The sequence below is a fragment of the Actinoplanes sp. NBC_00393 genome (genome assembly GCF_036053395.1).
Lineage (GTDB): Bacteria > Actinomycetota > Actinomycetes > Mycobacteriales > Micromonosporaceae > Actinoplanes.
This window is the reverse complement of sequence record NZ_CP107942.1, coordinates 10,265,124-10,277,399: the sequence shown is the minus strand read 5'-3', so window position 1 is coordinate 10,277,399 and position 12,276 is coordinate 10,265,124. Positions and strand designations below refer to the sequence as shown.

General features: G+C 72.6%; 13 protein-coding genes. 4 read left to right on the top strand and 9 right to left on the bottom strand.

The window, feature by feature from the left end; all coding sequences use genetic code 11:
• The gene (locus tag OHA21_RS47725; protein WP_328466984.1) at nucleotides 1–1,413 is read left to right on the top strand and encodes an alpha,alpha-trehalose-phosphate synthase (UDP-forming); all 1,413 of its coding nucleotides are present in this window, start codon (nucleotides 1–3) and stop codon (nucleotides 1,411–1,413) included.
• Here the strand turns inward: OHA21_RS47725 and OHA21_RS47720 are convergent.
• The 6 genes from OHA21_RS47720 to OHA21_RS47695 are packed head-to-tail and all read right to left on the bottom strand — an operon-like array spanning nucleotide 1,410 to nucleotide 6,900.
• Complete coding sequence (locus OHA21_RS47720) at nucleotides 1,410–2,141, bottom strand: alpha/beta hydrolase (protein WP_328466982.1); 732 nt, start codon at nucleotides 2,139–2,141, stop codon at nucleotides 1,410–1,412. The two genes, OHA21_RS47725 and OHA21_RS47720, sit on opposite strands and share 4 nt — an antisense overlap.
• A gap of 1 nt (nucleotide 2,142) precedes the next feature.
• Nucleotides 2,143–3,468, bottom strand: coding sequence for a flavin-containing monooxygenase (locus tag OHA21_RS47715; RefSeq protein ID WP_328466980.1), 1,326 nt, complete (start codon nucleotides 3,466–3,468; stop codon nucleotides 2,143–2,145).
• A 19-nt stretch (nucleotides 3,469–3,487) separates the two neighbouring features.
• Entirely contained in the window at nucleotides 3,488–4,171 is a 684-nt protein-coding gene (locus OHA21_RS47710) for an endonuclease/exonuclease/phosphatase family protein (protein ID WP_328466978.1), read from the bottom strand.
• Between the two features lie 14 nt (nucleotides 4,172–4,185).
• Nucleotides 4,186–5,139, bottom strand: coding sequence for an ROK family glucokinase (locus OHA21_RS47705; protein WP_328466976.1), 954 nt, complete (start codon nucleotides 5,137–5,139; stop codon nucleotides 4,186–4,188).
• A 25-nt stretch (nucleotides 5,140–5,164) separates the two neighbouring features.
• Nucleotides 5,165–6,421 (bottom strand): hypothetical protein, encoded by a 1,257-nt coding sequence (locus tag OHA21_RS52880; protein WP_442875031.1) that lies wholly within the window; start codon nucleotides 6,419–6,421, stop codon nucleotides 5,165–5,167.
• 26 nt (nucleotides 6,422–6,447) lie between these two features.
• The gene (locus OHA21_RS47695; protein ID WP_328466974.1) at nucleotides 6,448–6,900 is read right to left on the bottom strand and encodes an SRPBCC family protein; all 453 of its coding nucleotides are present in this window, start codon (nucleotides 6,898–6,900) and stop codon (nucleotides 6,448–6,450) included.
• A gap of 94 nt (nucleotides 6,901–6,994) precedes the next feature.
• Between OHA21_RS47695 and OHA21_RS47690 the strand changes: the two genes are divergently transcribed.
• Entirely contained in the window at nucleotides 6,995–8,689 is a 1,695-nt protein-coding gene (locus OHA21_RS47690; protein ID WP_442875030.1) for a GAF domain-containing sensor histidine kinase, read from the top strand.
• Nucleotides 8,690–8,696: 7 nt separating this feature from the next.
• Entirely contained in the window at nucleotides 8,697–9,365 is a 669-nt protein-coding gene (locus OHA21_RS47685) for a response regulator transcription factor (protein ID WP_196415199.1), read from the top strand.
• Here the strand turns inward: OHA21_RS47685 and OHA21_RS47680 are convergent.
• On the bottom strand, nucleotides 9,362–9,787 hold the full coding sequence (locus OHA21_RS47680) for a DUF4395 domain-containing protein (protein WP_328466972.1): 426 nt from the start codon (nucleotides 9,785–9,787) through the stop codon (nucleotides 9,362–9,364). The genes OHA21_RS47685 and OHA21_RS47680 overlap by 4 nt on opposite strands.
• A complete protein-coding gene (locus OHA21_RS47675; RefSeq protein WP_328466970.1) occupies nucleotides 9,780–10,280 on the bottom strand; it encodes a MarR family winged helix-turn-helix transcriptional regulator in 501 nt (166 codons plus the stop codon). The genes OHA21_RS47680 and OHA21_RS47675 overlap by 8 nt, the downstream gene beginning before the upstream one ends.
• A 68-nt stretch (nucleotides 10,281–10,348) precedes the next feature.
• Here OHA21_RS47675 and OHA21_RS47670 point away from each other — a divergent pair, with 68 nt between their 5' ends.
• Entirely contained in the window at nucleotides 10,349–11,569 is a 1,221-nt protein-coding gene (locus tag OHA21_RS47670) for an MFS transporter (protein ID WP_328466968.1), read from the top strand.
• A 150-nt stretch (nucleotides 11,570–11,719) separates the two neighbouring features.
• On the opposite strand, the gene OHA21_RS47665 is transcribed toward OHA21_RS47670, so the two are convergent.
• Nucleotides 11,720–12,265 carry a TlpA family protein disulfide reductase gene (locus tag OHA21_RS47665; protein ID WP_328466966.1) on the bottom strand — a complete coding sequence of 182 codons (546 nt, stop codon included), beginning with the start codon at nucleotides 12,263–12,265 and terminating at the stop codon, nucleotides 11,720–11,722.
• Between the last annotated feature and the right edge of the window lie 11 nt (nucleotides 12,266–12,276).

The following is a 12,276-nucleotide window of genomic DNA, read 5'->3' as shown; positions in this document are numbered from 1 at the left end:
ATGCGTCAGAGCTCACTGGTCGTCGTCGCCAACCGTCTGCCCCTCGATGACAACGCCGCACCGGACGGCGCCTGCGAATGGCGCCGCAACCCAGGTGGCCTGGCCAGCGCCCTGCACGCGATCCTCGCGCCGACCCCGGCGACCTGGGTGGGCTGGTCCGGCAAGGTCGGTCCGGCGCCCGCCCTGCCGGACGTCGGCAGCCTCCGGTTGCGGCCGGTGTCGCTGACCGCGGACGAGTTGCGCGGCTACTACGAGGGGTTCGCCAACTCGACGCTCTGGCCGCTCTACCACGACGCGGTGCAGCAGCCGGTCTTCCATCGCGACTGGTGGGAGACGTACCGGGCGGTCAACCAGCGGTTCGCCGAGGCGGCGGCCGAGGTCGCCGAGGAGGGCGCCGCCGTCTGGGTGCAGGACTACCACCTGCAGCTGGTCCCGCAGCTGCTCCGGGAGTTGCGGCCGGACCTGCTGATCGGGTTCTTCATGCACGTGCCGTTCCCGCCGCCCGAGCTGTTCATGCAGCTCCCCCGCCGGATCGAGCTGCTGTGCGGGATGCTCGGCGCGGATCTGGTCGGCTTCCAGCGGGAGCAGGCCGCGCACAATTTCGCCCAGCTCGCCCGCAAACTGCTCGGCGTGGCGGCCACCGACGACGCCATCAGCGTGTCCGGGCGGACGGTACGGACCGGCGCGTTCCCGGTCTCCATCGACGTCGCCGAGATGCGGGCGCTGGTCACCCGGCCGGACGTGGTCACTCAGGCCCGGCAGCTGCGGCACGACCTGGGGCAGCCGAAGCGCGTGCTGCTGAGCGTCGACCGGCTGGACTACACCAAGGGCATCGAGCACCGGCTCACGGCGTACAGCGAGCTGCTGCGGGACGGGTACGTGAAGGTCCGGGACACGGTGATGGTCCAGGTGGCCGTCCCGAGCCGGGAGCGGGTGGAGAGCTACCGGGACCTGCGCGACCGGATCGAGAGCGAGGTCGGCCGGATCAACGGCGAGTACGGCCGGGTCGGCGAGCCGGCCATCCACTACCTGAACCAGCCGTTCGCCCGGGCCCAGCTGGCCGCCCTCTACCAGACCGCGGACGTGATGGTGGTGACCCCGCTGCGGGACGGGATGAACCTGGTCGCCAAGGAGTACGTGGCGGCCCGCGAGGACAACTCGGGCGCCCTGGTGCTCAGCGAGTTCGCCGGGTCGGCCGCCGAACTGGAGCAGGCGTTCCTGGTGAACCCGCACGACCTGGACGGGCTGAAGGAGACCCTGCTGCGCGCCCTGGAGGCCGATCCGGCCGACCTGGCGGCCCGGATGAGCGCGATGCGCCGGCATCTGGCCGGACACGACATCCTGGCCTGGGCACGGGCTTACCTGAAGGCGCTGGACCAGACCGGGCGGCTCGCCGAGCAGGTGGCTCGCTAGAGCTCTTTTGCAAGCCAGTCGAGGATGGCGTCGATCGGCTCGGCCCAGCCGGACTCGAGCATCAGGTTGTGGCCCATGCCGGGGAAGAGCAGCGGCGCACCGCCGTAGCGGGCGGCCGCCCGGTCCAGCGCGGTCCGGCGTACGACCCGGTCGTCCGGGCTGCCGACGACGAGCGTGGGCGGCCTGCCGACCGGCTCCGGCAGCGGCTTGCGGCTGAGCAGCTCGGCGCGCGGGCGGACGTCGATCCGGCCCGCGTGTTCCCCGGCCTGCTTCTCGTTCAGCCGTAGCCGTCCACCGAAGAACGCCGGCAGGGTGCCGAAGGGGTTGCTCCGCAGTGCGGCCCCGAGCGCGGCCCAGCCGTCCAGCACGGGCGCCACCAGCACCGCCGCCCGGGCCGGATAGCGGCCCAGGGCACGGGCCACCACGAGCGCGCCGACGCCGTGGCCGACCAGCACGGTCTGCCGCGGCAGCGACGCCGCGACCTGCACCACGTCGTGCACCTGGGCGCGCAGATCGCCGCCGGGACGCGGGGTGACCGCGTGCGCCGGGAAACCCCGGCCGGCGGTGTGCCCGAGCCAGTGCTCGCCGAAGGCCCGGGCGCCGTGTCCCAGTCCCGGCACGAAGAGCACCGGAGGCTGATCGTCGTGCTCCTCCTGGTCCGGGAGGACGGTGATCACTTCCCGCGAGGCGGGTGGCACCGGGTCGGTCCAGTCCTCGAAACGCAGCACCTCAGGACTCCATCTGCTTCAGCAGGCCCGACAGAGCACGCAGGTAGTCGACGTGATCCACCTCGAACCAGTGCCGCGAACCGGGCACCACCCGGCGGCGGGACCAGCTCGCCAGCGGTCGGGCGGACTCCTTCTGCTGCACCGCGGCGGCCCGCTCCGGGTCGGTCATCCGCAGCCGCAGCCACCGGGCGACCGCGACGCTCTGCCAGTGCGCGAGCGGCAGCACCCCGGAATCCGGCTGCAGCAGGCCGATCACGGCGAGCGTCGGATTCTTCCGGGCGAACGCGTGCAGGTGCAGGTCGGGCCGGCCGTCCTCGCCGGCGTCCAGCAGCTCCGGGGCGAGGAAGTCGAACCGCGGACGGTAGCCGGTCGCGGTGATCACCAGGTCCGGCTCGACCCGGCGGCCGTCGGCCAGCTCCACCGCCGCGCCGTCGAACCGGACCACGTCCGGCACCGGGCGGATCCGGCCGTGGCCCAGGTAGTAGGGCAGCAGGCTGTTGACGACCGGATGACTCTCGTACGGGCGGTGGTCCGGCTCGGGCAGACCGTGGCGGGTCAGGTCGGGGACGAACCGCCGGTACAGCCGCTGCCGCAGCCACAGCGGCAGCCGCCACTTCAGCAGGCGGTCGCTGACCTGGTCGGCGGGGCGGCCGAACACGTACTTCGGCGCGTACCAGTAGCCGCGTCGGGTGGAGTGCCACACCTCGGCGGCCTGCTGGGCGGCCTCGACGGCGATGTCGCAGCCGGTGTTGCCGCCACCGACCACCAGCACCTTGCGGCCGCGCAACTTCGCCGGATCCTTGTACGCCCCCGCGTGCATCACCTGACCGCGGAACTCCCCCGGGATCTCCGGCTTCAGCGGGGACCAGTTGTGCCCGTTGGCGACCACGACAGCCGCGTACTGCTGCGTGCGGGACGAGCCGCCGCCGGTCGACCGGGTGGTCACGTCCCACCGGCCGCCCTCGACCGGCACCGCGGAGACCACCTCCATGCCGAACCAGATGTGCTCGGTCAGGCCGAAATGCTTCGCATACCGTTCCAGATAGCTGAGCACCTGGCTGTGGTGCGGGTAGTCGGGCCAGCTGTCCGGCATCGGGAAGTCGGGGAACTCGGTCAGCGGCCGGGACGAGATGAGATGGGTGCTCGCGTACACCGGGCTGCGGTCGTGACGCCAGTTCCAAGCGCCGCCGACACCGGTCTCGCGCTCGTAGCAGTCGACCGCGAAACCCAGCTCGCGCAGATTCTTGATCGCGGTGAGCCCGCTGGCGCCGGCGCCGACGACACAGACGGCGTCGCGCCGGTCGCCCGGGGAGGGGGTGTCGTGCACCCGGCGATCCTTGCAGACCTCAGGGCTGGTCGGAAGGGAGCAGAAGGTCCGCGACGACCGGCAGATGATCACTAGCAGCGCGGGCCCGGTCGGTCGATATGATCTCGTAACCTTCGATGGTTACGTCCGGGCTGACGAACAGACCGTCGATCCTGCGCTGCGGCACCGCGGCCGGGAACGTGGGCACGTCCTCGGCGGACGAAAGCAGGCCGTCCTCCACCATCCGCCAGGCGCTGCCGCCCGGCCCCTCGTTCAGGTCGGCGGCGGCGATCAGCGGGCCCTCGACTGCGGACAGCCGTGTCTTCCAGTGCGCGGCCTGGGCGGGGCGCTCGGTGGGGTCAGTGGCCAGATGCGAGCCGGAGACGGTGAACGTGGCGCCGCGTACCGCGCCCTCGGCAAAGACCGCGCCGCGCAGATGCCGGCCCGGGGTCAGCGGATAGCGCAGGCACCAGGTCCGGCGGATCGCCACCCGCAGGCTGACCAGCAGCAGATTGCCCAGCGACGGCAGACCGCCGGCGGCCACCACGAGGCCGGTCTCGGCGGCCAGCAAGGCGCACTTCTGCCGCCACCGGAACCGGCGCGGCGCCTCCTGGACCACGAGGACGTCCGGCGCCAGGTCGCGGATCAGGCCGACCAGCGCGGCCCGGTCGTCCCGCAGCCCGTGGACGTTGTAGCTGACCACGCGCAGCGGGACACCGGACATCCTCGTACCGTGCCCTATACGGAGTACCGGGCGAGGTCTGCCGCGCCGACCACGCCGGCCACGTTGCCCATCCGGGCGGCATGCACCTCGGCCACCGGGAACCGGTTGCGCTGGGACAGCTGATCCCGGTACGTCCGCTCGGCCGGGCCCATCAGCAGCGGTCCGGCGTCGATCACGCCGCCGCCGATCACCAGGATCTCCGGGTCCAGGCTCTGCGCCAGGTCCGCCAGGGCCACCCCCAGCCAGTAGCCGACCTGGGCGAACGCGTCCATCGCCACCCCGTCGCCGGCCCGCGCCGCCTCGGTGATCTGCCGGCCGGTGATCGCCAGCGGGTCGCCACCGGCCAGCTCCAGCAGGGTCGCGGCGCGATCCGGCTCCTGCCGCGCGCCGGCCCGGCCGAACCGGACCAGGGCGTTGCCGCTCGCGTACTGCTCCAGGCAGCCGAGCCGGCCGCAGCCGCACGGATGCCCGTCCGGAACCGACTGGATGTGGCCCAGCTCGGCGGCGATGCCGTTGGCGCCGCGCCACAGCTTGCCGTTGAGCACGATGCCGCCACCGATCCCGGTACCCACGGTGATCATCACCATCGAATCGGTCGCGTGCTGGGCCACGCCGAACCGGAACTCCGCCCAGGCGGCCACGTTGGCGTCGTTGTCCAGCACGGTGGGCAGGCCGACCGCCTTGCTGACGTACGCCTGCAGCGGCTCGTCGCGCCAGGCCAGGTTCGGCGCGAACAACACGGTCGAACCGGCGGCGTCGATCCACGCGGCGGCGCCGATCCCGATGGCGGTGGCGGCCGGGTACTGCGCCGCCAGCTCGGCGGCCACCTCGACGATGGTGTCCCGGGTGCCGGCCGGGTCCTCCGCCGGCGTCGGCCGCCGGTTCGACGCGAGCACGTTGCCCAGCTCGTCGACCACGCCACCGGCGACCTTGGTACCGCCGACGTCGATTCCGATGGTCAGCGTCACGCTGCCCGTCCCCTCTGCAACAGGATCACACCGCGCCGCCGGCGCGGGCGTCGTCGCCCGGCGCCGCGTCGCGGTCCTCGGGCGCCGAGGCACCCAGGTCATGATCCACGCTACGGGGCGCGGCCGCGTCGTTTGCGGCGGCCTCCGCGGTGGCCATGGCCCAGACATCAGAACCCGATGGCGTACGGGTCTGCGCGACCCCGCCGCTCCCGGCCGTCTCCCGCGTCTTCCGGCCGGGGTCGGCGCTGCGCCGCGCGGCCTCGGCGGCGGCCTGGCGGGCCTGCTCGACCGCTTTCGCCACGGCCTCCTCGGCGGCTGCGGCCCGGGCCCGCGCTGCTGCGGCGGCCTCGCGGGCGCTGGCCGCACTCGCGGCTGCCCACGGATCGCTCGGCTCGCCCTGCACACCCGCGCCCAGGTCTGCGTCGGCTGGGCCCGGCGTGGCCAGTCCCGATACCGCCTGGCCGGACGCGGCCTGGCCCGAAGCTGTCTGGCCTGACGCGGCCTGGCCCGATGCGGCCTGGCCCGGCGCGGCCTGGCCCGATGCGGCCTGGCCGGACGCGGCCTGGCCGGACGCGGCCTGGCCGGACGCGGCCTGGCCCGACGCGGCCTGGCCCGACGCGGCCTGGCCCGACGCGGCCTGGCCCGACGCGGCCTGGCCCGACGCGGCCTGGCCCGACGCGGCCTGGCCCGACGCGGTCGCCGCAGACCAGACGCCGTCCGGGTTCTGCTGGCGGGCGGCGGGCGCTGGGCGCGGTGCAGGCGGGCGTGGTCGCTCAGCAGCCAGGCCGGAGAACGCGCGCAGCAGCCCGGCCACGCCGTTCGCAATGTCGCCTGCGCTGCTGGCGAGCCGCTCGGCCGTTTCCGGAGTCGGATCACGCATCGCCGCGATCGCCTTACAAACCGGACAGACGCAGCACTCAGCGCTGCCGGTGGCCCAATGTCCCCCACCGGCCGAGCCGCTGGGCACGCTGCCGCCGGCAGAGCCGCCCGATGCGCCGCCGGCAGTGCTGCCCGATGCGCCGCCGGCAGTGCTGCCCGCGCCGCCGGCCGAGCTTTCCGATGCGCCGCTGGCCGCCGAGCCGCCGGACGCGGCGCTGGAGACCATGTTGATCAGGCCCGCCACGGAATCACCGAGTAGTCCGAGGACGTCCGCGCCACCCGTACCAGAGCCGGGTTTTGCGGAACTGCCGCCGCCGGCCGCGGCACCCACGCCGCTCGCTGCCGCGCGCGCGAGAATCGTCGCGACCAGCCGCTCGGCCTCCTCACGCGCTGACCCGGCCATCTCGCTCCCCTCGTCGCCGCGGCCGGTCAGGCCGCCGGCAGGCTTTCGACGCGGCGCTTGAGCTCCTTCAGCGCCGTGTCCATGATCATCTTCTCGGCCTTGCGGCGGAACATGCCGAGCATGCCGATGGCGAGATCCACAGCCAGTGTGTACGTCACCGTCGTGCTGCCGTCAGCGTTCTCCACCAGGTCGTAGGAGCCATCCTGGGAGCGCTGCGTCTTCGACGGCTCGACCAGGTGCCACTCGATCCGGGAGAGATCGTCGGCATACGCGTACTCCAACGTGTACTCGTCGACGAGCACGGTCGCGTCGATCTGGAAGCGGACCTGTGCCGCATATCCGTCCTCGTACTCCTCGAGGACCTCCACCTTTTTGATCGACTCGGCCCACTCCGGGTACCGCGAGAAATCGCAGATCACCGCGGCCACCCGGGCAAGGGGCGCATGGACCTGGATCGACTGCGTCGAGGTGTCCGCCATGCACGGGAGGCTACTCGCTGGGTACGACAAAGCGCGTCACCGGGGCGACGGAGCGGACGAGCCGATGTCGGTGGGTGCGGCTAACATCCGTCACGTGCCAGCCCAAGCCAGTGGTTCCACGCGTCTGCGCCCCGTCGAGGCCGTGGCTCGCGTCGTCATGCTCGCACTGGTCGCCGTCCTCACCCTGATCGCCACCGAGGATCCGAAGCAGCTGATCTGGATCGGCCTGCTGGCGATCGCCGCGCTTCCGGCGTTCGTGGCCCGCGAGCACTATTTCCTCGCGCCGGCCGGCCGGTTCGCCGAGGTCGTGGTGACCGGGCTGGCGGCCGGTTCGGTCGCCGCCTCCGCCGAGGCCATCGGCCGGGTGAACGCGGGCTTCGGCGCCGAGGCCGTCCTGCCCTATCTGGCGGTTCCGCTGCTCACCGCGGCCCTGCACCGCCGCGCGGCCGAGGGGGCGACGCTGCTCGGGGTGGCCGCCGGGGCGATGGTGCTCGGCGGCGTGCTGACCGGCCCACCCGGCGACCGCACACTCCTTCAACCGGGCTATCTCGCGGCCTGCGGGCAGTGGCTGGTGCTCGGCGTCATCGTCACGTTCGCCGCCGAGACGATGCGCCAGCTGCTCCAGCCACCCGAGCCCACTCCGCAGCCATATGCGGAGGCGACCCGCCTCCTGACCCAGCTCCGCAGCGTGGCCCGCTCCCTGCCGGGCGCGACTCTGGACCCGGGCGGCATCTCCGAGCACCTGCTCGAGGAGCTGCGGGCGGTCGCCCCCGGGCACCGGGCCGCCGTGCTCTCGGCGAGCGGCGGCGGGCGCCTCGTGGTGCTCGCGCAGACCGGCGCCGAGCGGGTGGACTGGGAGACCACGCTCGACGCCGACTCCGCCATCGCGGACGCCTGGGCCACCCAGCAGCCACAGGTGGCGAGCCGGTCGCAGGCGCGCACGCACCAGACCGGCGAGGTCTCCTCGCTGGTGGTCCCGCTGGTCGCCGGCGTCCGGACGATCGGGTTGGTCATCCTGGAGACGGACGGCTCGGGGGCGTACCCGACGGCTGTCGTGCAGAGCGTCACCGAGGTGACCGGCCCGGCCGCTCTGCGGCTGGAGGCCGCCCTGCTCTTCGACGACGTGCGCTCGCTGGCCACCAACGAGGAGCGCCAGCGCCTGGCCCGGGAGATCCACGACGGGGTCGCGCAGGAGCTGGTGATGGTGGGTTATGGCATCGACAACGCCCAGGCCACCCTGCCGGAGGGCGCCGAGGAGACCGCCGAGGAGCTGCGCACGCTGCGCGCCGAGGTGACCCGGGTGATCACCGAGCTGCGGCTGAGCCTGTTCGAGCTGCGTTCCGAGGTCGACCGCAACGGCGGTCTGGCGGCGGCGATCGCGGAATATGCGCGGACGCTCGGCACCAGCGCCGGCCTGCGGGTGCACTTCACGTTCGACGAGTCCACCGCCCGGCTCCCGGCCGCGACCGAGGCGGAGTTGTTGCGCATCGCGCAGGAGGCCATCACCAACGCCCGCAAGCACGCGGGCGCATCCAATCTCTGGGTCACCTGCACGGTCGACCCACCATATGCGGAAATCGAAGTGTCCGATGATGGCAAGGGCTTCGCGGACGAGCGCCCGGACGGCCGTTACGGCCTTACCATCATGGCCGAGCGCGCCGAACGCATCCGAGGACGTCTCAAGATCACGCCGCGACACCCCAGCGGGACAACCGTGGCCGTAGTACTCGGAACTCCGCCTCGGCGCGATAGCGTGCGGGATAGCGTTTCCGCTCCAGAAGGGGAGTAACCCGAGCATGTCGACCAGTCCTGCGCCGACGGGGCGCACCAAGGTCCTCCTAGTCGACGATCACGACCTGATCCGTAAGGGGCTGCGACACGCATTCGAGCGCGACCGGCAGTTCGAGGTCGTGGGCGAGGCCGCCACTGCGGCCGAGGCGGTGCGCCAGGCCGGCGCCCTCCAGCCGGACGTCGTGATCATGGACCTCCGGCTGCCCGACGGCAGCGGCCTGGAGGCCACCCGCGCCCTGCGCAAGAACAACTCCAACATGGGCATCGTGGTCCTGACCATGTATGCCGGCGATGACCAGCTCTTCGGCGCTCTCGAGGCCGGGGCCAGCGCTTTCGTGCCCAAGACCGCCCCGGCGGACGAGGTCGTGGCGGCCGCCCGGCACGCCGCGTCGGCGCCCAGCGCGTTCACCGCCGCCGACCTGGCCGAGGCCATGAAGCGCCGCCTGGCTCCGTCCGGCCCGCAGCTCTCCCCGCGCGAGGGGCAGGTCCTGCGCCTGCTCGCCGACGGCATGAGCGTGGCCGGGATCGCCAAGCAGCTCTTCGTCTCCGAGTCCACGGCGAAGACCCACATCTCGAAGCTCTACGAGAAGCTGGGCGCGGCGAACCGGGCTCAGGCGCTCATGACCGCTCTGCGGCTGGGCCTGCTGGAAGCCCCCGACGCACCGAAGTTCTAGACATTACGGACATCATCGGCGTTTCCGCCGCTTAGGCGGCGAAACGCCAGGTACGCCTCGCACCCCAGGCAGAGTCCGAATGCCGCGTTGAGGAACGCCGCGAGCAATCCGAACGCGGCGGCGACCATCCCCAGCGCCTCCGCACCGGAGAGGTATCCCACCGCGGAGACGCTCAGGAACGTGCCCCCGACCAGCTGGGCGAAACGCACCGGCGCGGCCGGCTCCCGCTCCTCCGACGGGCGCCCGACGGCCCGGAAGATCAGTGCGTAAGGGCCACGCCTGGGGTCGTAGGCGGTGACGGCGAAGACCACGGCCTGCGCGAGCGCCAGCCATCCGGATCCGGTGATCAGCACGAGGGCGACCACGACACTGGTGATGGTGGCGGCGAAGCGCTGGCCGCGGGGATCGAGCTCGTTATTCACCTAGGGATAGTAGGACTTTCCGCAGCAGTCCGTTCAACTGGACGAGCTCTTCCCTGGTGAGGGCGCTCATCACCTGCTTGTCCCGCTCGATGCCCTCGAAGATGTACCGATTCCACATCTCCCGGCCCTTCTGCGTGGGCCGGATGATCATGCGCCGACGGTCGGCCGCGTCCATCTCCCGGGTCACCAGCCCGGCCTCGACCAACCGGTCCAGCCGGCTGGTCATCGCCGCCCGGGTCACACTGGCCGCCTCGGCGAGCTGGGCCGGAGTGGCCTCGGTCGGCCACGGCTGCACCATCAGCACGTGCAGGGTCTTGTAGTCCTGCAACGTGAAGTCCTCGCTGCCCGCGAACGCCGCCGCATCCTCACGCCGCAACCGCCGCTGAATGTGGATCATCCGGATCAGTGCCCCCTCGACGTCGGGGTCGAACGCCGGCTCGTCCTTCCAGAACGCCGACCACCGCGCGACGTGCTGATCCACGCTGTCTTCCATCCCGTCATTCTGCCACGCTTCTGACTATTAGCTTGCTGATAGTTAGACGTTGAACTAACGTCGCGGACATGACTCGCGACCTCCGCCTGCTCGCCACCGGTCAGGCCCTCTCCTGGCTGGGCAACGGCTTCCAGACCGTGGCCCTCGCCGTCGCCGTGGTCACCAGCGGTGGCGGCGCCCGCGACCTCGGCACGGTGATGGCCGCCTCGGTGATCACCCTGCTGGCGGGCACACTGTTCGGCGGCGTCTGGGCCGACCGCCTCCAGCCTCAGCGCGTCATGGTCATCTCCGACGTGGTCCGCTTCCTCGCCACCGCCGGCATCGCCGCGATGTTCGCCGGCGGCGGCTACCACCTGGCGTTCCTCTGCGCCCTCACGGTCGTCTCAGCGGGCGCCGGCAGCTTCTTCGGCCCGGCGATGAGCGCGCTCAAGCCGCTGCTCGTGCCGGCGTCCCGGCTGCAATCGGCGAACGCGACGCTCAGCATGGTCCAGACCGCCTGCGGCATCGCCGGTCCGGCGGCCGGCGGCATCACCGTCGCCGCCTTCGGCGCGCCGGCCGGCTTCGCGGTCAACGCGGTCAGCTTCCTGTTGTCGATGGTCGCGGCGGCACTGATTCGGGTACGCGTGAAGCGCGGCCCCCGCAAGCCGATGCTGAACGAGCTGCGCGCCGGCTGGCAGGAGATCCGCCGCCGCGACTGGCTGGTCAGCGGCCTCTTCGGCGCCACCGTCTACCACATCGCCAACGGCATGATCCTCGTGCTGGTTCAGGTCGTCGCGGTCGAACGGCTCGGCGGCGCACACGCGGTCGGCCTGATCGCGGCGGCCGAGGGCATGGGCGGCTTCATCGGCGCCGCCGTCGGGATGCGCTACCGGCCCCGCCGGCTGTTGCGCGCCGGATGGCTCGCACTGCTGTTGATGCCGGTGTGGGCGTTCGCGTACGTCTGGCCCGGCGCGCTCACCGCCGTCCTGGCCGGCGCCGTCATCGGGTATGCCGGGCTGCTCTTCTTCGACGTGGCCTGGGAGACGGCCATCCAGGAGAACGTCCCGCAGCAGATGCTGGGGCGGGTCGCCTCGTGGGACTACGTGACGTCGTTCGTCGCCATGCCGGTCGGCAACGCCCTGGCCGGGCCGATGTCGGAACGCTTCGGCATCGACCGGGTGCTGACCTGCTGCGCGCTGGTCCTCTTCGCCGCGGCCGCGTCCCAGTTGCTCGTCCGGGGCTCGCGCAACCTGACCCGCGCCGAGCCCGAGGCCGCGCCGGCAGCGCTCGCCCCTACCGCCGCCGGCTAGCAGGACCGCGGACGCCCTGGCCGCGCTCGCACCTACCGCCGCCGGTGAGCAGGACCGCGCCCGCGGACGCCCGACCGCGCTTGCCCTGCCGCCGCCGGCTCGCAGGACCGCGCCGGCGGACGCCCCGGCAGTGCCGCAAGACAGGCCGCCTCAGCCGGCCAGGATCTCGGCGAGCGCGGCGATGAGGTGCGGCTTCGTGGGCACCCCGGTCGCGCGGCGGGTCACCCGGCCGTCGGCGTCGAGCACCAGCAGGGTCGGGGTACGCCAGATGTCCAGCGCCCGGACCTCGTCGAGGTGGCTCTCGGCATCGACCTCGACGTGCCGCACGCCGGGCAGCAGCGCCGCGACCTCAGCGCTGACCCGCCGCATTGCGCGGCACGGCGCGCAGAACGCGGTGGAGAACTGCAGCAGCGTGGCAGCCGCTGGCTCCACCCCGAGCCGTTTCAGCAGGGCGGGGTCGAGGGGTGCTCCGGTCGTACCCATGCCTTGATCTTGAACTGAACCGTCTGCCTCGGCCAGCGCCGCCCCATCGGCCGCGCTCTTCGCATCGGCCGCGAATGGGGCCGCGGCCATGGGCGACGTCGCACCCTCAGGACCGACGGCTCGCAGCCGGCCGTCGGTGCGGCGCCGCCAGAGGCCGGCCGCCACCCCGGCCACCAGCACCAACCCGACCACGCCCAATCCCACCGGATCCATAGGGCAACTCT